The sequence below is a fragment of the Pseudomonas sp. LAMO17WK12:I1 genome (genome assembly GCF_900177315.1).
Lineage (GTDB): Bacteria > Pseudomonadota > Gammaproteobacteria > Pseudomonadales > Pseudomonadaceae > Aquipseudomonas > Aquipseudomonas marginalis.
This window is the reverse complement of the sequence record NZ_FWZV01000001.1, coordinates 432,982-454,615: the sequence shown is the minus strand read 5'-3', so window position 1 is coordinate 454,615 and position 21,634 is coordinate 432,982. Positions and strand designations below refer to the sequence as shown.

Below are 21,634 nucleotides of genomic sequence, written 5' to 3'. Positions count from 1 at the left end.
CGCAGGATTTTATCGCCCCGAGAAAGTGCTTTGACCCGAACAACAATAATTAAAGGGAAGGACGTACACCATGCAAACACCTGCCAAGTTCACCACCCATATCGTATTGGCCGTGCTGGGCCTGATCGCCTATCACCAGGCCCAGGCCGCGCGTATCGAACCGGCGGGCAGCGCCTTTACCGCCCAGGGCCCGATCAGCTTCTCCAAAGGCGCGCTGATCAGCGCCGATTGCACCATCAAGGTGGCCGGCAAGGTCGCTGCGGACGGTTCCTCGGTCAATGTCGACAAAGTCGAATTCGACGGCGGCCTCAAGTGCAGCCGGGTCGAAGCCATCAACTTGCCGTGGATCCTGGTTGCCAAAGATACCAGGAGCGGTTCCATGTCGAAGATCAGTGTGGATGTTCACGCCTTCGGCCTGGGCGGCAAGTGCGGGCCTTCTACCGCCGATGGCACCTGGGATAACGCCACCGGCAAGTTGGAAGCCGCCAATGTACCGATTGGCGAAGACTGCAAGATCAAGACGGTGTCGATCAAGATGCCGCCGAACTTCAAAGTTGTTGAATAGCGTGCTGCGGTAATTGAATTGAAATTTGGCTGGAAAGGGAAGTTCTGCAGTTTCACCGTGACCTCTCGTTCATGGCCATTACCCCCTGGCGAAATGACTCGCCATAACATGTGAGGAAAAACAATGAAAAGCTTGAAAACCCTCGTATCGTTGTCTGCTTTGGCTGTTTGCATGGGTGCTGCTTCGATGGCCAATGCCTATAGCATCACCCCGGTGAACTCGAGCTTCACTGCGCCAGGCACCATTTCGGTGAAGTCGCCATCGTCGTTCCAGGCCACTGTTAACTGCGGCGCAACTTTTACCGGGAACGTCGATGCCAGCGGTGTGGCAAAAATCACCGGTGTGGCGGTGACCGGCGGTGGTCTTTGTGCGCTGCCGAAAATCACCGGTCTGCCATGGACCTTGACCGCCACCGGTGCCGCTGCGGGCTCGGTCAGCAACGTTGGTTACACCATCGCCGCGTCGGTTCTGTATCCGGCGTCCAATTGCGGTCCATCCACCATCACCGTGGGCTACAGCGGGGGTGTGCTGACCGCCTCCAACCAGACCTTGAGCGGCAGCTGCACTGTGGTGAGCCTGAGCGTTACCCCAAGCCCGACATTTACCATCGTGCCTTGATGGGTAACTGACACACCGGGCTGATCACCTGTTGAAAGACTGGCGCCTCGATCGGGCGCCAGTTTGTGAACTGCCGGAAGCAAAACGAACCGGCGGGGCCGGCTCAGAGAAATAACAATAAGGAGTGCCGCATGAATAATAAGAAACAACACGTGCAGGTTTTGCTGGGGCTGGCACTGATAGGCGGGGCGATGGTGAACGCGCCTGCACAGGCCGGCGGTTTTTCAACACCGACCTACGGCGCACCCGGTTGGGGCCGGGCATTTGCCGGTGGCTCGTTGTTCAAGAACGATCCCAGTTCCGCGTACAACAACCCGGCGGCCATGGCGTTTGTCGAACACAACGTGGCGCAATTTACCGTCGACTACGCCCGCATCAAGATCAAATACAAAGGTGACGCCTCTGATTATGCAGGCAACCCGATTTCCAATACGCCCTTGGACGCCAATGGTTTTCCCGACGTCGCAGCGACCACGGTGAATAGCAACGACGGCGGTCAAGGCGGGTTCACTGCCTGGTTGCCAACCGGTTTCATGGTCATGCCCCTGGGGGATCGGTTTGCTTTCGGCCTGAGCCAGGTTGTGCCGCAAGGTATGCGCTCCACTTGGGATCAGGACTCGAAACTGCGCGACTTTGCAGTGGACACCAAAATTGAAACCGTAGGATTGACCGGATCCCTGTCCTTTAAGGTGAATGATCAATTTTCTATCGGCGGTGGCGTGATCGTGCAACACAGCAAGGGCTTCGTCAGCCAAAACGTGGACTTGTTGTCTGCCGCCGCGGTGTCCGATTCCGTGCTGGGCGGGATCAATTTTCCATCTGATGTCGGCAATGCCTTGATGCGTGTGAAGGTCGACAACATTTCAGCGGGCTGGTTTACCGGCATTGTTTGGAAACCCACGGAGCGAGACACCCTTGGCTTGAATTACCACGCCAAGATCAAGAACAAGATGACCGGCAAATACAATATTTACGCCGATCAGTTTTCCTACAACCTGATGACCCAGCCAAGTCCGTTTGGCGGTAGCGGTACGTTGGTGAATACCGCTTATCCAGGGTTAGAGCTGGCACCGGACGGCGCCCATGCCAGTGTCCAACTGGACATTCCTGCCACGGCCGGCCTGGACTGGGTGCACCAGTTCAACGATCGCTTCACGATGGGGGCCAGTGTGACCTGGACTGAGTGGTCCTCTTTCAAAGACCTGACGCTCGAGTCCGGTGGCACCACCATTGTGTCCATTCCCTACAACTACAAGAACACCTGGATGTACTCCCTCGGCGGTGACTACCGCTTGACCGATGAGTTGACCTTGCGTGCAGGTGTAGCCCTTGACCAGACACCTACACGCAATTCGACCCGCGACCCGCGAATCCCGGATGGCGACCGTACATTCCTGTCGTTGGGGGCTGGTTACGATGTGAAAGCAATCAAGGGCCTCAGTCTTGACTTGGCCTATTCCCACCAGTTCGTGCAAGAGGTCAAGCTCAAGACTCAAAACGTCGATCGCCTGGGTGGCGCAAGCCTGAATGGCAAGGCGGAGTCGTCGGGCGATGTGGTGAGCGTGTCGGCCACCTACGCGTTCTGATATTTCATAGAGGGTGATGGAAAAGGCACCAGGCGCATCTTGATGCCTTCACCCTCATTCCACGTCGACAGTTCCTTGAGTATTGGCATTCCAGGCTGATTCATTCAGCCGCTATTTTTTCGCCCAGGCATTAAATAAAAATTTCAAAACAAAATTTGAATTTGTCTTTCCAAGTTTGTAGTGTGGCTTTACGCCGCAGGTCGATCCGACCTTTCGCACGTAAACAACGCCCTGAATCGAGTAGAGGTATCCCTATGGTTATCTGGTTATTGGTGGGTGTCGCAGCCGCGATTGCCCTGGCGTATCGACAAGCTGCCGCCACCCTGTGGCTGGGCGCTGGCCTGATCTGGCTGACAGCGGGTTACCTGTTCAATGGGGTGGCGGCTTTCGGCGCCACCGTCGCGGCCGTGCTGGTGGTATTGCCGGCGTTGTTGATGAGCCTCAAACCGCTGCGCCGCGCGCTGTTGACCGGCAAGGCCCTCAATCTGTTTCGCACGATCATGCCGGCGATGTCCGACACCGAACGCGCCGCCATCGAGTCCGGCACCGTGTGGTGGGACGCCGAGCTGTTCAGCGGCAAGCCCGACTGGCAGCGCCTGTTGCAAGCGGCCCCGGCGAGCCTCAGCGCCGAGGAGCAAGCCTTTCTCGACAATGAAGTGGAAACCCTGTGCGACATCGCCAACGACTGGGAAACCACCCAGGTCTGGCAGGACATGTCCCCCGAAGGCTGGCAGTACACCAAGGACGCCGGCTTCCTTGGCATGATCATTCCCAAGCAGTACGGCGGCAAAGGCTTCTCCCACTATGCCCATTCCCAAGTGGTGATGAAACTGTCGACGCGCTGCTCGGCGGCGGCGATTTCGGTGATGGTGCCCAACTCCCTGGGCCCGGCCGAACTGCTGCTGCATTACGGCACCGATGCCCAGCGCAATTACTACCTGCCACGCCTGGCCCGGGGCGAAGACATCCCGTGCTTTGCCCTGACCAGCCCGTACGCCGGCTCCGATGCCGGGGCGATTCCCGATGTGGGCATCGTCTGTAAAGGCACCCATGAAGGCCAGGAGGTACTGGGGTTTCGTGTGACCTGGGACAAGCGCTATATCACCCTCGGGCCGATCGCCACGGTGCTCGGTCTGGCGTTTCGCGCGGAAGATCCGGACGGATTGCTGGGGCCGAAGGGCTCTCTCGGCATCACCTGTGCCCTGATCCCCACCTCCCATCCCGGCGTAAACAGTGGTCGCCGGCACTGGCCGCTCAACGCGGTATTCCAGAACGGCCCGACCACCGGCAAGGACGTGTTCATCCCGCTGGAGTGGGTGATCGGCGGCCGCGAACAGGTCGGCAACGGCTGGCGCATGTTGATGGAGTGCCTGGCCGCCGGCCGCGCGATTTCCCTGCCGTCGGCCAACGTCGGCCTGGGCAAGGTCGCGGTGCGTGGTACCACGGCCTACGCGGCGATGCGCAAACAGTTCGGCTTGCCCATCGGCAAGTTCGAAGGGGTGCAGGCGCCGCTGGCGCGCATGGCCGGGCATCTGTATGCCTGCGATGCGGTGCGCAAGGTCTCGGTGGCTTCATTGGATGCCGGTGAGAAGCCCTCGGTGATCTCGGCCATCGCCAAGTACCACGTCACCGAACGCGCGCGGATGATCGTCAACGACGGCATGGACATTGTTGCCGGCAAGGGCATCTGCATGGGCCCGAATAACTTCCTGGCCCGTGCCTATCAGCAAAGCCCCATCGCCATCACGGTGGAAGGCGCGAACATCATGACGCGCTGCCTGATCATCTTTGGCCAGGGCCTGATTCGTTGCCATCCCTATGTGTTCCGCGAAATGGAAGCGGCGCGCAACCCGGACCGGCGCCAGGCGCTGGAAGACTTTGATAGCGCGATGTTCGGCCATGTGAGCTTTGTATTGGCCAACACCGTACGTTCGGCGGTGCATGCCCTGACCGGCGGGCGCCTGATTTCCGTACCGGCCAAGACCGACCCGGCGCTGGCGTCCTACTATCGCCAGGCCAATCGCCTGTCGGTGGTGCTGGCGCTGATCTCGGATATTTCCATGGGCGTGCTGGGCGGTGCCCTCAAGCGCAAGGAAAGTATCACCGGGCGTTTGGGCGATATTCTGTCGCAGCTGTACATCCTGTCCTGCGTGCTCAAGCGCTTCGAGGATGACGGCCGGCCCCAGGCAGACCTGCCGCTGGTGCATTGGGCGGCACAGGACGCATTGCTGCGTGCCCATGAAGCCCTTGCCGAAGTGCTGGACAACTACCCCTCCACAGCGGCGGCGGCGGTGCTGCGTGGCTTGACGTTCCCGTTCGGTATTGCGTTGCGCAAACCTTCGGATCAGCTGCTGGCCCAGGTGGCCGATGTGGTGCAGACCCCCGGCGAAACCCGCGACCGCCTGCTGGCCAATTCCTACATTCCGCGTCCGGAAATCGACAAGCTGGCCTACGGCGAGTTGGGCTTGCGCCTGCTGCCGCAAGTCGAGCTGATCGACGCCCGGCTCAAGCCGGCCATCAGGCAAGGCCTGCTCGAACCGATGCCGATTGCCGCCACGGCCTTTACCGCCTGGCGCGTCAAGGCGCGGGCGCTGGACCTGATCAGCGACGACGAAGACGCCTTGCTGGCGCGCTATGTGGAATACGCCGACCACGCTATCCAGGTGGATGACTTCCCCCAGGACTTCGGTTTGCTGGAGGCGTTGCAGCAGCGCAGGCAGGCGTTGGAACCGGCGCCCAAACGCCGAGCCGCCCAAGGTGAAAACGCCCCGGTCAACTGATGTGGGAGGGGGCTTGCCCCCGATAGCGATTTGTCTATACCCATCCTGTGGTCTGACACACCGCTATCGGGGGCAAGCCCCCTCCCACACAGACCGGGTTTACACGGCAAGTTTGTGTGGTGAGTGGATCTATCTATGAGTGACAGCTACCTATCGTTCGTCAATTCCCCCTGGGGCCGTCGCCTGGCCCAGGTGGTGGGCTTGCCCCAGCCCGTGCCGTTGCAGCGCCATCGCAGCGGTCAGCCAGGCCTGGCCAACCCGGTGATTGTCGCCGGGGCAGGGCGCCTGGCTGCGCAGGTGCAACAGGTGTTCAGCGCCACCGACACGGTCACCGCCACCCCGGCGACGCCCAAGGCGCCGTCCACGGTCAAGGTGCAGGGCGCAGTGTTCGATGCCAGCGACATAACCGGCCTGCAGCAACTGGACGAGCTCTATGAGTTCTTCCACGCCAACGCCAGGCGCCTGGGCCAACACGGCCGCGTTGTGGTGCTGGGCACCGCGCCGGAACACTGCACCGAGTTGCCCCAGGCCATCGCCCAGCGTGCGCTCGAAGGCCTGGTACGTTCATTGGCCAAGGAGTTGCGCCGGGCGATCACCGTGCAGTTGTTGTACGTGGCGCCGGGAGCGGAAGACGCACTGGACAGCAGCCTGCGTTTCTTCCTGTCGCGGCGTTCGGCCTATGTGTCGGGGCAGGTGGTGCGCCTGGAAAAACCGGTGGATGGGCAGGTCGCCGTCAATTGGGACAAACCCTTCGCCGGCCGCCGCGCGCTGGTCACCGGTGCTTCCCGAGGCATTGGCCTGGCCATCGCCCAGGTCCTGGCCCGCGAGGGCGCCCATGTGGTCTGCGTGGACGTGCCCCAGGCCCAGGACTCGCTGCAACAGGCGGCCGCGAGTGTGGACGGTTCGGCGCTGCCGTTGGACATCACGGCAGCGGACGCCGCTGCCCAGTTGCATGCCCATGTCGGCCAATACGGTGCCTTCGATGTGGTGGTGCACAACGCCGGGATCACCCGCGACAAGACCATCGCCAAGATGCCTGAAGCGGCCTGGCGCAGCGTGTTGGCGGTCAACCTCGAAGCACCATTGCAGCTGAGCAGTGCCTTGTTGGACAGCCAGGGCCTGAATCCGGGGGGGCGTATCGTGTGCGTGTCGTCGATCTCCGGCATTGCCGGCAACCTCGGGCAAAGCAACTACGCCACCTCCAAGGCCGGCGTGATCGGCCTGGTGCAAGGCCTGGCCCCGCGTGCGGCGGCGCAACAGGTGACGGTGAATGCGGTAGCGCCTGGATTTATCGAGACCCAGATGACCGCCAAGATCCCGCTGATGATTCGCGAGGCCGGGCGGCGCATGAACTCGATGTCCCAGGGCGGGCAGCCGATCGATGTGGCCGAAACCATTGCCTGGCTGGCGCACCCGGCGTCGGGTGGGGTCAACGGCCAGGTCGTGCGCGTGTGCGGCCAAAGCCTGCTGGGAGCCTGAGCCATGGACTACGTGACGCAGATCATCGACCCACCGCCATCACGCGCGCGCCTGTTGCTGGACGGCGTACGTGCCCTGCGCAAACCCAAGCTCGACGGCGCACCGCTGTTGCCCAGGGAGCGCCTGGTGCGCTCGGCGGCGGAATTGTCCGCTGCGGGCATTGCGGCTTACGGCCGTGCCTGTGGCTTTCGCCGCGAACAGGGCGTGCCGCTGTCGTACCCCCATGTGCTGGCGTTCCCCCTGCACCTGATGCTGTTGACCCGTCCGAGTTTCCCGTATCCGGCCAGCGGCATGGTGCACCTGGCCAACCGCATTCGGCAGCACCAGCGCCTGCAGGAAGGCCAGGCACTGCGCCTGGAAGTCTTTTGCGAACGCTGGGTGGCCCATGCCAAGGGCCAGGCGCTGAGCATCGCCACCCGGGCCTACAGCAGCGGCACCCTGGTGTGGGAAAGCGACAGCCTGTACCTGCGCCGCGAGGTGAAAGGTCCCGTCGGCGAGCCATGGGAGGACGCGCTGGCGTTGCAGGAGGAGGGCCTGTTACGCACCCAGCGCTGGATACTGCCTGCGGACCTGGGCCGGCGCTTCGCCACGGTCTCGGGGGATTTCAATCCGATCCACACCTCGCTGATCGGCGCCAGGCTCTTCGGCTTTCGCCGCGCCATCGCCCATGGCATGTGGACCCTCGGCCGCGCATTGGCCGCTCAACAACCCCCCGGGGGCCTGGGTCAGGCCGAAGCCCATTGCGACTTCAAGCTGCCGATCTTTCTGCCCGGCCAGGTCGCCCTGTGGCAACACCCCGTGAGCGGCCCGCGGCGCGAATTCGAAGTGCGCAATTTCGCCGGCGACAAACCGCATATGCGCGGGCTATTTGTCTGGAATGAGAGCCCTACATGAGTGACTACAGCTTCAACCCGGCCCCGACCCGCCGCGTGGCGATCATCGGCGGCAACCGCATTCCGTTTGCCCGTTCCAACACGGTGTACGCCCACGACAGCAATCAGGACCTGCTGGTGGCGGCGCTGCAAGGCCTGGTCGACCGTTACAACCTGCACGGCCAGCGCCTGGGCGAGTTTGCCGCCGGCGCGGTGATCAAGCATTCGCGGGATTTCAACCTGGCGCGTGAATCGCTGCTGTCGACCACCTTGTCCCCGCAGACCCCGGCCTACGATGTGCAGCAAGCCTGCGGCACCGGCCTGGAAGCGGCCTTGCTGGTGGCGAATAAGATCGCCCTCGGCCAGATCGACGTGGGCATCGCCGGTGGCGCCGACACCACCTCCGACGCGCCCATCGGCATCAATGAATCCCTGCGCCACACCTTGCTCGCGGCCAACCGCGCCAAGGGCATGGGCGACAAGGTGAAGGCACTGCTGAAGGTGCGTCCGTCGATGTTGTTCAAGCCGCTGTTGCCGCGTAATGGCGAGCCGCGTACCGGTTTGTCCATGGGCGAACATTGCGAAGCAATGGCCCAACGCTGGCAGATCAAGCGCCTGGCCCAGGACGAGTTGGCCCTCACCAGCCACCAGCGCCTGGATGCCGCGTATCAGCGCGGTTTCTTCGACGACCTGATCAGCCCCCATCGCGGCCTGGCGCGGGACAACAACCTGCGCGCCGACGCCAGCCTGGAGAAACTCGCCGGCCTGTCCCCGGCCTACGACCGCCAGCACGGTACCCTCACGGCGGGCAACTCCACGCCACTGACGGATGGCGCCTCGGTGGTGCTGCTGGCCAGCGAAGAGTGGGCGGTGGCCCATGGCTGGCCGGTGTTGGCCTACCTGCGCACGGGCGAGACGGCGGCGGTGAATTTTGTCGACGGCAGCGAAGGCCTGCTGATGGCGCCGGCCTACGCCGTACCGCGCATGCTCAAGCGCGAAGGGCTGAGTTTCGCCGACTTCGATTTCTTCGAGATCCACGAAGCCTTTGCCGCCCAGGTGCTGTGCACGCTCAAGGCCTGGGAAGACGCCGACTACTGCCGCGAACGGCTCGGCCTGGAGGCGCCGCTGGGGGCCATCGACCGCGCCAAAATGAACGTCAACGGCGGTTCCCTCGGCTGCGGCCACCCGTTTGCCGCCACCGGTGGCCGGCAATTGGCGGCGCTGGCCAAGGCCATTCACGAGCGGGGCGGCGGTCGCGGCCTGATTTCCATCTGCGCGGCGGGCGGGCTGGGCATTACCGCTATCGTCGAAAAGTAGCCCCATCAAAAACAACAATAAGGAGACTGCCATGAACGCTATCAGCCTGGAACACACCGAACGGGTCTGGTTGAACGCTTACCTGCCCGGCGTCCCGGCGGACATCGATGCCGGTATCGAGGACTACCCGTCGTTGCGCGAGGTGTTCCTGGAGCACCTGGAGAAATTTCGCGAGCGGGTCGCCTACGTCAGCATCGGCACCGAAATGACCTACGCCGACTGGCAGGTGCAAGGCATTGCGTTCGCCGCCTGGCTGCAGGGCCAGGGCGTACAGAAGGGCGACCGCGTGGCGCTGATGATGCCCAACTGCTTGCAGTACCCGATCTGCCTGCTGGGCACGATCCTGGCCGGTGCAGTGGTGGTCAACGTCAACCCGTTGTACACCGCCCATGAGCTCAAGCACTTGCTCAAGGACAGCGGCGCTGAAACCGTGGTGATCTTCGAAAACTTCGCCCATACCCTGGAAAAAGTCATCGCCGGCAGCAGCGTCAAGCGCGTGGTGGTGGCCGCCATCGGTGATCTTCTTGGCAGCTTCAAGGGCGCGGCGATGAACTTCATCCTGCGTCGCGTGCAAAAGCAGGTGCCGGCGTTCAACCTGAGGGGCTCGGTGCGTTTCAACCAGGTGCTGAAACAGGGCCGCGCGCTCAACCACTTCCCGGTGGACATGCACCTCGACGACCTGGCCTTCCTGCAATACACCGGCGGCACCACCGGGGATGCCAAGGGCGTGATGCTCAGCCATCGCAATATCATCGCCAACCTGTTGCAGGCCAAAGCCTGGGTCGGCGACCAGCTGGACCAGGACAAGCAGGAAACCAACGTCACCCTGCTGCCGCTGTATCACATCTTTTCCCTGACGGTGAACTGCCTGATGTTCATGTGCCTGGGCGGGCGCAACATCCTCATCGCCAACCCGCGGGATGTGAAGCGGGTGCAGATGATCCTGCGCAAGGAGCGCTTCAATGGCATTGCCGGGGTCAATACGCTGTTCAACGGCTTGCTGGAGAATAAGGAGTTCTGCGCTCGGGACTTCTCCGACCTGCGCATGGTGATCGCCGGCGGCATGGCCACGCACACGGCGGTGGCCAAGCGTTGGAAGGACGTCACCGGGCTGCCGATCATCGAAGGCTACGGCCTCACCGAATGCTCGCCGGTGGTGAGCATCAGCCCGATCGACATTGCGCGCATGCGCGAAATGGAATTCACCGGCAGCATAGGTGTTCCTTTACCGTCGACCTGGGTACGGTTTATGCGTGAAGACGGCGAACTGGCCGATATCGGCGAGCAGGGCGAACTGCAGGTGCGCGGCCCACAGGTGATGCAGGGGTACTGGCAACGGCCGAAGGAAACCGCCGAGGTGCTGGACGCCGAGGGCTGGTTGTCGACCGGTGATATCGGCGTGATGGACGAACGCGGCTATATCCGCCTGGTGGACCGCAAGAAAGACATGATCCTGGTCTCGGGCTTCAACGTGTACCCCAATGAAATCGAAGACGTGGTGGCGCTGCACCCGGGCGTCGGCGAAGTGGCGGCCATCGGCGTGGAAGACGGCGTGACGGGGGAAAAGGTCAAGATCATCGTGGTGCGCAAGGACCCGAGCCTGACCCAGGAACAGCTCCTCGCCCATTGCCGGGAATACCTGACGGGCTACAAGGTGCCCAGGTATGTGGAGTTTCGCACTACCGAGTTGCCTAAAACGACGGTGGGCAAAGTGTTGCGTCGAGCCTTGCGCTAGAAAGGCAGGAACTGATTCGGACAGGCTTGCCACATAAGGACTACTTGCAACCCAGCGTTATCGCTGTGTATCTGCGTCCTGGTGCGACGCTGGACAGGCAGGTGAACACTTTTTGGCCAAACCGGACTGGAGACATCAAACGATGTTGGCGCCTGCTCTTGATAAACCTGTTACTTCCTCACGCCTGGACCCGGAGGTGGATCAGGGCAATAGCTCTTCCCCAAAACCAACGGCGAATGCGTCCGCCACTCCGCAAAAGAGCGCCTCAATCAGCTTTCAGTCGAGTGACACCCCGCGGTCGGCGGCGTTTTACGCGAACGCGGGTACCGCCGGCTTCGAGGCGCGTGACCGTGCACAGCAGATCAAAGCAGGTTATTGGCCGGCGGGGGTTATGAGCAATTTCAAGCAGTTCGTCCGTCACTGCTTTGGCGCCCATCGCCCTCCAAGGCCCGACCCGTTCCCCTGCAAGCCCTGCTACGGTTTTGGTAGCAAGAGCAATGCGGACCTATCACGCATGCTGCTCGACAGGTTCGATGACTTCAAGGCACCCCATGGGATCATCACCAAGGACGGCCTGAAGAATATGGCCGGCAAACCGCTGACCGGCGATTATGACAAAGACCAGAATATCCGCCTGGCACGGGAACTGATGAGGCGTGGAGACCTGGTCGACGATATGGACCGTCACCATATCACCGGCGGGCTGGATAGCCTGATCGATCGAAACAACCTCAACATCACGATGTTTAAAAACCAGAATGACAAAGAGTTGGCCCGAGAGCTGATGCGTGATTTCGATCTGTTCAAGGACCCGCAGTGGCCCATCCACCTCAGCCTCGAAAAACTGCATGAAGTTGCCAACTGGACCGTTACCAGGCATCCCTACTTCGGTCGCCAGGCCTGGCTGGCGAAGGAACTCCTCAGGCGTCCCGACATGCTCGACAGGCTTCACTTCCGCTGATTGAGAGGTGTGCAGGTGATCTGAAAGTTGGGAGGGGGCTTGCCCCTCCCACAAGGGTTTTGCATTGCGCTTCAGAGCGAGTTTAGGTTGACCCAGCGATCTTCACGGGCCGCCACACGAATCGCCGTCGCCAGCCGTTCCACCTCCCACGCCGCGTCAAAGTCGGTGCCATCCGCGCCTTGCCCCGCCACGGCCATGATCAACTCCTGCACCTCCAGGGTCTTCAGCTCGTTGTACCCCAGTTGATGCCCCGCCGCCGGGCTGAATGCCGCGTAGCCGGGCAGGGCAGGACCTGCCAGCAGACGCTGGAAACCGTCCTGGCCGACACGGCACAGGCGCAGTTCATTCAAGCGCTCCTGATCGAACGCCAAGGTGCCCTTGGTGCCGCTGATCTCGAAACTCAGGTGGTTCTTGTAACCGTGCTTGAGCCAACTGCTGCTCACCGTGCCGCGCGCACCGTTGGCGAAGCGCAGCAGGGCGTGCACCTGGTCATCCACGGCGATGGCTTTCTGCTCGGCGCTGCCTTTGACGGCCGGGCGTTGGGCGTGGACGGTCTGGGTGTCGGCACACACGCCGGTCACATCGCCCACCAGGTAACGCGCCATCGACAGCAAGTGGCTGCCCAGGTCCGCCAGGGCGCCACCGGCATGCTCCACTTCACAGCGCCACGACCACGGTGACGCCGGGTCGGCCATGAAGTCTTCGCTGAACTCGCCCTGGAAGCTGATGATGTCGCCGAGGTCGCCCTCGGCAATCAGTTGCCGCGCCAGGCCGATCATCGGGTTGTGCTGGTAGTTGTAGCCGACCCGCGTCACCACCCCGGCTTCGCGGGCGGCCTGGCGCATGGCATCGGCCTGCTCCAGGCTGACCGCCAGGGGTTTTTCGCAGTACACCGCCTTGCCCGCTGCAATGGCCGCCATCGCCATGGGAAAGTGCAGGTGGTTCGGCGTGGTGATGGCCACCACATCCACGGCCGGGTCGTCGATCAGCGCCTGCCAGTCGCCGTGGGCCTGGGCAAACCCCCAGGCCGTGGCACAGCGCTGGGCGCGCTCGGTATCGGCATCGGCCAGGGCGGCCAGCTTGAGGTGTACCGGCAGTTCAAATACCGCCCGGGCATTGTTGAATGCCAGGGCGTGGGCGCGGCCCATGAAGCCTGTGCCGATCAAGCCGATTCCGAGTTCACGCATAGCCGTGGTCCTTTGGATTATTGTTTTCAGGAAGGCTATTAATGGAATAAAAATTCCTAAATTTCAATAGATGGAATAAAAATTCATTAATCAGCCTGGTTGATACCCGCCTATTCAGGCATGGCCAAACGCCGTCAGTTAACAAAAGATAACGTAGCACCGATTGTCAGACGATTCGAAAGCCCGATAGGATGGCCCCTGCTTCCTCCAGGCGCTCTAGATTGCAGGTTTCAGGGCCCGGGAAGGCGAGACGACCTAACAATAATAAATGGGAGAAAGGTCTATGAGTGAGCCTGTCATGGGTTGGGTTGTTTGCCGCCCACGCGCCGCACGCAGGGTTGCGTTGCTGGCCGCAGCGCTCTCGCTGTTTGGGACTGTCGCGTTGCCGACCGTCGTCCAGGCCGCCAGCGATACCTCTTTTGCGATTGAATCCCCCAAGGCCGCCAAGGGCCTGATGATCGATGTCGTGCATGCCGGCAAGCGCCTGGTGGCGGTCGGTGATCGCGGGCACATCCTCTATTCCGATGACCAGGGCAGCACCTGGACCCAAGCCAAGGTCCCCACCCGGCAACTGCTCACGGCGGTGTATTTCGTCGATGACAAGCAGGGCTGGGCAGTCGGCCATGATGCGCAAATCCTCGCCAGCACCGACGGCGGTGCCACCTGGACCCAGCAGTATCAAGACCTCAAGCGTGAAGCGCCGTTGCTCGACGTGTGGTTCAACGATGCCCACCACGGCCTGGCCGTGGGCGCCTATGGGGCGCTGATCGAAACCACCGACGGCGGCAAGACCTGGGAAGACGTCAGCGACCGCCTCGACAATGAAGACCAGTTTCACCTCAACGCCATCGCCCGGATCAAGGACGCCGGCCTGTTTATCGTCGGCGAGCAGGGCAGCATGTTCCGCTCCAGCGACGACGGCCAGACCTGGGAAAAACTCGAAGGCCCCTACGAGGGCTCGCTGTTTGGCGTGATCAGCACCGCACAACCCCAAACCCTGCTGGCCTACGGCTTGCGCGGCAATCTTTACCGCTCCACGGATTTCGGCAGCACCTGGGAACAAGTCGAACTCAATGCCGCACGCGGGGCCCTGGAGTTCGGCCTGTCGGGGGCCACCTTGCTCGAAGACGGTTCGCTGGTGGTGGTCGGCAACGGCGGCAGCGTGGTGGTCAGCCATGACGACGGCCGGACCTTCAGCGTGTTCAATCGCCCCGATCGTATTTCATTGTCGGCCGTCACGGCGGCAGGCAACGGCAACTTGATTCTGGTCGGGCAGGGTGGTGTTCGCGTCGCCACACCCACTGGCGCCGAACCGACAAAACAATAAGAAGGCGGGGAACGCATGAGCAGTCATCACAACGATAAAGCGACCTTTCTTGAGCGCCTGATCTTCAATAACCGCCCGGCAGTCATCGTGATCTGCCTGCTGGTGAGCATTTTCCTGTTCTGGCAGGCGACGTTGATTCGCCCGTCCACCAGCTTTGAAAAGATGATCCCCCTCAAGCACCCCTTCATCGAAAAGATGATGGAACACCGCAACGACCTGGCCAACCTGGGCAACACGGTGCGTATCTCGGTGGAGGCCAAGGACGGTGACATCTTCACCAAGGAATACATGGAGACCCTGCGCCAGATCAACGACGAGGTGTTCTACATCTCCGGCGTCGACCGCTCGGGCCTTAAATCGCTGTGGAGCCCCAGCGTACGCTGGACCGAAGTCACCGAAGAAGGCTTCGCCGGCGGTGAAGTGATCCCGCAGAGCTACAACGGCTCGACGCAAAGCCTCGATCAACTGCGCAATAACGTGCTTAAGTCCGGCCAGGTCGGACGGCTGGTGGCCAACGATTTCAAGTCGAGTATCGTCGACATCCCGCTGCTGGAGTCCTACCCGGACCCGCAGGACCAGGGCAAGCTGCTGGCCCTGGATTACCGCAAGTTCTCCCATGAACTCGAAGACAAGATCCGCGACAAGTTCGAAGCCCAGAACCCCAACGTCAAGATCCACATCGTCGGCTTCGCCAAGAAGGTCGGCGACCTGATCGACGGCCTGGTGATGGTGGTGCTGTTCTTCGGCGTTGCCTTCGTCATCACCCTGGTTCTATTGCTGTGGTTCACCAACTGCCTGCGCAGCACCATCGCCGTGTTGAGCACCACACTGGTGGCGGTGGTCTGGCAACTCGGCCTGATGCACTTCTTCGGCTTCGGGCTGGACCCGTACTCGATGCTGGTGCCGTTCCTGATCTTCGCCATCGGGATTTCCCACGGTGTGCAGAAGATCAACGGTATCGCCCTGCAATCCAGCGAGGCGGACAACGCCTTGACGGCCGCGCGGCGCACCTTCCGGCAACTGTTCCTGCCGGGGATGATCGCGATCCTGGCGGATGCGGTGGGTTTCATTACCCTGCTGATTATCGATATCGGCGTGATCCGCGAACTGGCCATCGGCGCGTCCATCGGCGTGGCGGTGATCGTGTTCACCAACCTGATCCTGCTGCCGGTGGCGATTTCCTATGCGGGTATCAGCAAGCGGGCCATCGCCCGGAGCAAGAAGGACGCGCACCGAGAACATCCGTTCTGGCGCCTGCTGTCGAAATTCGCCAGCCCCAAAGTCGCGCCGGTCTCGGTCCTGCTCGCGCTGGTCGCCTTTGGCGGCGGCCTCTGGTACAGCCAGAACCTGAAGATCGGCGACCTCGACCAGGGCGCGCCGGAGCTGCGCCCGGACTCGCGCTACAACAAGGACAACAACTTCATCATCAGCAACTACTCCACCAGCTCCGACGTGCTGGTGGTGATGGTCAAGACCAAGGCCGAAGGTTGCTCGCGCTATGAAGCCATGGCGCCCATCGACCAGTTGATGTGGAAGATGCAGAACACCGAGGGCGTGCAGTCGGCCATCTCGCTGGTGACCGTGTCCAAGCAGATGATCAAGGGCATGAACGAGGGCAACCTGAAATGGGAAACCCTGTCGCGCAACCCCGACGTGTTGAACAACTCCATCGCCCGCGCCGACGGCCTGTACAACAACAATTGCTCCCTGGCGCCGGTGCTGGTGTTCCTCAATGACCACAAGGCCGAGACCCTCGACCGCGCGGTGCATGCGGTACAGGACTTCGCCAAGGAGAACAACAAGGACGGCCTGGAATTCATCCTTGCTGCCGGTAACGCCGGGATCGAGGCGGCCACCAACGAGGTGATCAAGGAATCGGAGCTGACCATCCTGATCCTGGTGTACCTGTGCGTGGCGACCATGTGCATGATCACCTTCCGCTCCTGGGCGGCGACCCTGTGCATCGTGCTGCCGCTGGTGCTGACCTCGGTGCTGGGCAACGCGCTGATGGCGTTCATGGGCATCGGCGTCAAGGTCGCGACCTTGCCGGTGGTGGCCCTGGGGGTGGGGATCGGCGTGGACTACGGCATCTACATCTACAGCCGCCTGGAAAGTTTCCTGCGTGCCGGTTTGCCGTTGCAGGAAGCCTATTACCAGACGCTCAAGTCCACCGGCAAGGCCGTGCTGTTTACCGGCCTGTGCCTGGCCATCGGCGTGTGCACCTGGATCTTCTCGGCGATCAAGTTCCAGGCCGACATGGGCCTGATGCTGACCTTCATGCTGCTGTGGAACATGTTCGGTGCGTTGTGGCTGCTGCCGGCGCTGGCACGCTTCCTGATCAAGCCCGAGAAGCTGGCGGGGCAGAAGGGTAACTCGTTGTTTGCCCACTGAGCCTGGCTAAAGAGCAGCGAGCGAACTGTGGTGGCGAGGGAGCTTGCTCCCGCTGGGCCGCGAAGCGGCCCCAACAATGGGACTGCTGCGCAGTCCAACGGGAGCAAGCGCCCTCGCCACAGTCCTGTCAGCGGGCCAGCGGCAGGAACCAGCGCTGCGCCAGCGCCTTGCCGATCAAGCCACGATGCACATCCACCACGGCCTGGGGGCTTTGGGCCCTGGCCAGTTGCGAGTAGTAACTGACCCGGCGCTGTTCGCGGGTCTTCAGGTGGGCGGCGGTGTAGGCCAGCTTGGGCGTGTCGGCTGCCGGGTAGTGGAAGTGGGCGTACCACAATGGGTAGCCACCCTGGTCGTTGATTGCGTATTCCTGGACAAAGTCCCGGCGGTCGCCGATCAGTTGAATGCGTTCGCCCAGCAGCGCCATGTTCGCGCGCTTTTGTTCGATCAGGAATTCCAGGTTGCCGTGGGTGGGGGGGAGCTCCAGGCACAGTTGAATACGCAGGGCCAGGCCGCGCTCGCTCAGGCGTGCCGCCGCCTGGCGCATGTCACGCTCCAGGTTCTGGTCCGCGAGCGTGCGGGCCTCGGCCGATTGGGCCTGGATGGCCTGATGCAGTTCGGTCGCCAACTTGTCGTAGCGCACCGACTCATACTGCAGCACCTCCTGGACCTCTTCCGGATGCCTGGAGATTTTCTTGTATTGATCGCCGCGTTTCAGGTGCTCTTCCAGCATGCCCAGCAGTTTGCGCGCTTCCCCCTTGACCAGGCTCAGGCTGCGGGGAGCCGGCGCGGTAGGTGAGGGCGGCGACTCCTTGAACTCGATCCATTGTTCGCCCCGTTGCGAGTAGGTGCCCAGCACCTCGCCCGTGACTTCCGAGCGAACCTCCACGGTTTCCAGCGTACCCAGCGGTTTGACCTCGCCGATAAAGGTGCCTTTTTTCGAGGTGCGGATGACCTTTTTCTGCGGTCTGCCCACCGCCGTCGGGCTGCGCCGGCTCGGGCGCGGGGCGGGCAGGGCAAGCGGCTTGATTTCGCTGGCCAACTGACTGGCGGCCTCCTCGTACAGCGCCTGCACCAGCTTGACCAGCTTGGCGAAATAGTCGACATCGAACTCATCGGCGTTGACGATGCCAACCCCCTGCAACGAGTCCAGCCCCCGGCCATAGTGCTCCACCAGGCTTTCCAGCACGTTGACGCGTTCCTCTGCCGACAGTTCCAGGTCGTTCAGGTCGGCCTGGGTACGCAAGTGTTCCTGGAGCGGCTCAAGGATATCGATCAGCACCTCCACCAAGGGATGACCAGGGTGTTTATGGGTCATCAGTTCGTAGTTGCGCATCAGCAGGTCCTTGACGGCCAGCACGCTGATTTCCTGGGGGCGTTCCGCGGTCAGGCGAATGTAGTCTTCCGCGCTGGCAGTGCCGAGGTTGAACAGCTGCTCGAGGTAGCGATCGCGCAGTTCGAGCCAGCGCACCGAGCGCTCATTGATGGCAATCATTGCGCGAATGAACTGGCGGTAGGCCGGGAAATCGGTCAGCACCGCTTCGGTCAGGCGGCCGCCCTTGGTAGTGAAGTGAGGGTGGCTGCGGTAGAGCGCCGCGCGGTCTTTTTCGGCCACCACCACGTGTTTGCGCACGTTGTTGATGACATTTTCCAACAGGCTCGCCACCGACCGGGGCGGCAGGGCAATCCCCAGCCTGCTGCGTTCCGGCAGGCTGTCCAGTTGCTGCTGGTAGCCCTGGGTCTGTTCCTGCAGTGCGGTATCGAATCGTTGGCGACTGTCGGCGTGTTGCGCTTCGCTGAAGCGCGAGTCTTCGGCGGTTCTGGTCATCACCGCCAGGATCACGTCGAGCCGTCCCTGCATGGCCACCTGGCCCTGGATGAACTGTTCGAAACTCTTCTTCAGTTCGCTGATGCGTTGCGCCTGGCGCTGGCGTTCGGCGGCAATCCGTTTCGGCGGCATGCCGCCACGCAGTCGCAGGCGGGTGTCTACCGACCACTCCCCGTGGCCGTCGCTGCGCAAGTACGGGCCGCTGAGGCTGGCGTCGCCAGGCATCACCACGCGGATATCGCCTTCCGGCTCCAGGGCAACTTGCAGCCACTGGTTGTCCACCAGGGCATGCCAGCGGTTTTCGACGGGGTAGAGCCCGCGGCGGGGCCCGTTCAACACCGGTTGGGGCAGGGGCGTTGGGCGAGGGGTGCTGAAACTGGCGAGGCGGCGGCGCTGGAGCGTGGTCAGGCGCGGGCGAGCCTGGGTAAAACTCAAGTCCAGCACGCTGTTTTCCACCCGCTCCAGCGCACCGGGCAGGATAACCGCGCCTTCGCGGATGGCGGGCGGGGGCGGTTGCGGCCACTGCTCGGCGACCCACGGGGCCAGGGGCGGGGGCAACGCTTGGTCCTTGAGCCCCGCCGCCAGCGCGGGGGGCGCGGCGGTGATCGCGGGCACGGCTTCGAACAACAGCAACCCCAGGTTGAGCAGCAGGTCGACGCTGGCCAGTTCGCGCGCTTGCGGGTCTTCGGAGGCCAGTGCCGGAATGTCCTCGCCCAGGCTGGCCATCAGGCCCCACAGCCAGCCGGTCAGCATGGCCGGCCCACGCAGCAGCGGAAGCAACAGGTTGCCGAACAACAGGCTGCTGCCTTCGCGCAGCACCTGCCAGCGGCTTTCGCTGTTGGACACCGATTCGCGGTTAGCCTGTTCGATCAGGGCCCGGGCGTGATCACTGTACAGGTACGTCATCAGGCGCCCGGTCACCAGGCACTGCTGCAACTCGTCATTGATGCCATCGGCGGCCAGGGTGGCCGGCGCCGGCCTGTGCAAGGGGGCAAACTCGTCGCCCTGGCCAAAGCGCAATGAGTGGGGCTCGCGGAACCCGCCATTGGCGTAGATCGGCCGGGCCCTGTCACTCAGCCAGGTCAATACGCTGTCCTGCAGCGGCCCGGTTTCGGCGATGGCCTCCAGCAGCGCCTCACGGCTGGCAAATTCCTGCAGCGCCTCGGCGTACAGCGGGCGATACAACACATGGGGGCCGCCGCCGATGTCCTGCGGCTCGATCAGGTACATGGCGCTGACCGTGTCCGGATGGGCGCCGGGTGCCGACAGCAGGGCCAGGTGACGGATCACCACCGGCTGCTGGTCGACCTTCTGGTTGGCGGCTTCGGGCTCCATCAGTGCCGCCACCAGGCGTGCGCCCCGGGCGCTCAGGCCGGCTTGCTGCTTGAGGGCCAATTCCAGGGCCAGCAACGGCAACTGCACGGCCTGTTGTTGGGCGAACAGGGTTTCGCGCCGGAGTGCCTCGGGGCTTTCCCCCAGCCAGTGGGCCTCCAGCAGCCGCGGGTAGTGCTGGCCGATGTCCACGCGCGCCACCGGGCCGTCGGCTCCCATCAGGTAGTCGGCGGTCAGCCAGGCCGGCAGGGGCAGGCCGTGGCGGTGGGTGAGGGTCACGCTGCCGCTGGGACGGCTGGACAAGTTGTCGATGGCCAGGTCGGTCAGGCTCATGCGTTCATGGCGAATGATCCCTGACGTACCTGGGTAGCCGGCGGCAATGGTGAAGGTCAGTTGCAGGTCATCGGGGTGCAAGGCGCCGACGGAAGGCAATGCGAGGGCCGAGCTGCCCAGGGTCACGGCATCCTGCTGCAAGGCCTGCAACAACGCCTTGACGGTGTAGGTGCGCAGGTCATCGATCTGGCTGAAGGCCGTACGCCCCGCCGCGCGCCGTTTGGCGCCGGCCATGGCGAGGGCGTAGCGCCTGTACGTGGCCTGGTCGTCGGCATCGGCGTCGCGCAGCCAGGCCGGCAGGTGCTGGCGCAGGGTGTCCAGGGTCTGGGGCGGGGCGGTTGGCGTGTCGCGGAAAAACCGCCCCGGGTCGGTGATCTCGGCGTACAGCGCCTGCCAGGTACTGAACGGCTGGCCGGTGGGCAGGCGCAGGTTGCCGAGGTCTTCGAGCTGGCGATCGAGGATCATCGACGCCTGGTGCTCGAAGATATCGCCATCGGGCTCGTAGCGTTGAATCAGGATGTCGTCGACCTGGTACTGGCGGCCCAGTCGCTGGCCACAGGCCTGGATCAGGGCGTCCATGCTCGGGAAAACCTCGGCGGTGTGCTGCGGGTCACACAGCACCACCGAGACCTTGCTGTTGACGGCACGAATCAATGCCAGCTGCGGCCCCATCCGTGTGACCGAGCGTTCGGCGTGGGTGAGGGTGGCTTGCAGGGCGTAGGCAAACACCGCATTCACCCCATGCCGCGCAAGGCGGGCCTCGCGGTCAGGGCAGTCGATCAATTGTTCCAGGGTTTCCCTGGCGGGTTGGTCCAGGCCGGCCTGGCCCAGGGCGCCGATGCGCAGGGTGTCCCGCAAGACGCCGGCCAGCCAGTGCCAGGGGCCGGTGTCCCAATACGCCGCCAGCGCATTCTGCAGGGCGATGGGCAGCGTTTGCGGCAGTTCGCCGACCTGCTTCGCGATGACCTGCATGTCGAGTTTTTCCTCGGTCAGGCCGGGCAGTTTCAGGCGTTTGGGTGGCTCGTCCGAAAGGTACCAGGGCGAGCCGTTGACCTCGCTGAAATCCAATGGCGCACCACTGGCCAGGGCATCGTGGACCACCGGCATAAAGGGTTGCAGCAGCCAGCCGCGGCGTTGTGGCCGGGCCAGGCGGGTGCGGCGCAGGTCCAGGCTGAGGCTGGGGTACGTGGCGCCGATGGCCGTGGCGAGTTGCTCGCGAATCACGGTTTCCAGCGCCGGGCGCTGGGTGAAGCGTGCGCTGACGGCGTGGGCAATAGGGTCAGGTAGTTGCATAAAAATCCTTTTCAGGCGATGCCATGCATGGCG

The 21,634-nt window shown here is 62.9% G+C and carries 13 protein-coding genes; 11 read left to right on the top strand and 2 right to left on the bottom strand.

Annotation, left to right across the window (positions count from 1 at the left end):
• Positions 1–70 precede the first annotated feature (70 nt).
• From praA to B9N88_RS32195, 9 genes are all read left to right on the top strand, one after another.
• Entirely contained in the window at positions 71–565 is a 495-nt protein-coding gene (gene praA / locus B9N88_RS01990) for an alkane oxidation protein activator PraA (protein ID WP_027608592.1), read from the top strand.
• A gap of 123 nt (positions 566–688) precedes the next feature.
• Entirely contained in the window at positions 689–1,183 is a 495-nt protein-coding gene (praB, locus tag B9N88_RS01985) for an alkane oxidation protein activator PraB (protein WP_027608591.1), read from the top strand.
• Positions 1,184–1,314: 131 nt separating this feature from the next.
• Positions 1,315–2,769, top strand: a complete 1,455-nt coding sequence (locus tag B9N88_RS01980) for an outer membrane protein transport protein (protein ID WP_027608590.1) — start codon at positions 1,315–1,317, stop codon at positions 2,767–2,769.
• Positions 2,770–3,023: 254 nt separating this feature from the next.
• A complete protein-coding gene (locus B9N88_RS01975) occupies positions 3,024–5,549 on the top strand; it encodes an acyl-CoA dehydrogenase (protein ID WP_027608589.1) in 2,526 nt (841 codons plus the stop codon).
• A 135-nt stretch (positions 5,550–5,684) separates the two neighbouring features.
• Positions 5,685–7,028, top strand: a complete 1,344-nt coding sequence (locus B9N88_RS01970) for a 3-oxoacyl-ACP reductase (protein WP_027608588.1) — start codon at positions 5,685–5,687, stop codon at positions 7,026–7,028.
• 3 nt (positions 7,029–7,031) lie between these two features.
• The gene (locus B9N88_RS01965; protein WP_027608587.1) at positions 7,032–7,922 is read left to right on the top strand and encodes a MaoC/PaaZ C-terminal domain-containing protein; all 891 of its coding nucleotides are present in this window, start codon (positions 7,032–7,034) and stop codon (positions 7,920–7,922) included.
• The gene (locus tag B9N88_RS01960) at positions 7,919–9,217 is read left to right on the top strand and encodes an acetyl-CoA C-acetyltransferase (RefSeq protein ID WP_027608586.1); all 1,299 of its coding nucleotides are present in this window, start codon (positions 7,919–7,921) and stop codon (positions 9,215–9,217) included. The genes B9N88_RS01965 and B9N88_RS01960 overlap by 4 nt, the downstream gene beginning before the upstream one ends.
• Positions 9,218–9,248: 31 nt before the next feature.
• Positions 9,249–10,952: an AMP-binding protein gene (locus tag B9N88_RS01955; RefSeq protein WP_027608585.1), complete on the top strand. Its 1,704-nt coding sequence runs from the start codon at positions 9,249–9,251 to the stop codon at positions 10,950–10,952.
• Positions 10,953–11,094: 142 nt separating this feature from the next.
• On the top strand, positions 11,095–11,913 hold the full coding sequence (locus B9N88_RS32195; RefSeq protein WP_133822097.1) for a hypothetical protein: 819 nt from the start codon (positions 11,095–11,097) through the stop codon (positions 11,911–11,913).
• Positions 11,914–11,984: 71 nt separating this feature from the next.
• On the opposite strand, the gene B9N88_RS01945 is transcribed toward B9N88_RS32195, so the two are convergent.
• Positions 11,985–13,100 carry a Gfo/Idh/MocA family protein gene (locus tag B9N88_RS01945; RefSeq protein ID WP_027608584.1) on the bottom strand — a complete coding sequence of 372 codons (1,116 nt, stop codon included), beginning with the start codon at positions 13,098–13,100 and terminating at the stop codon, positions 11,985–11,987.
• Between the two features lie 298 nt (positions 13,101–13,398).
• On the opposite strand from B9N88_RS01945, the gene B9N88_RS01940 reads away from it, so the two are divergent.
• Together B9N88_RS01940 and B9N88_RS01935 are read left to right on the top strand one after the other, a co-directional pair.
• The gene (locus B9N88_RS01940; protein ID WP_027608583.1) at positions 13,399–14,427 is read left to right on the top strand and encodes a WD40/YVTN/BNR-like repeat-containing protein; all 1,029 of its coding nucleotides are present in this window, start codon (positions 13,399–13,401) and stop codon (positions 14,425–14,427) included.
• A 15-nt stretch (positions 14,428–14,442) separates the two neighbouring features.
• Positions 14,443–16,818, top strand: coding sequence for an efflux RND transporter permease subunit (locus tag B9N88_RS01935; RefSeq protein WP_027608582.1), 2,376 nt, complete (start codon positions 14,443–14,445; stop codon positions 16,816–16,818).
• Positions 16,819–16,945: 127 nt separating this feature from the next.
• Here the strand turns inward: B9N88_RS01935 and B9N88_RS01930 are convergent, their stop codons facing one another.
• Positions 16,946–21,601, bottom strand: coding sequence for a hypothetical protein (locus B9N88_RS01930; protein ID WP_043293892.1), 4,656 nt, complete (start codon positions 21,599–21,601; stop codon positions 16,946–16,948).
• Positions 21,602–21,634: the final 33 nt, after the last annotated feature.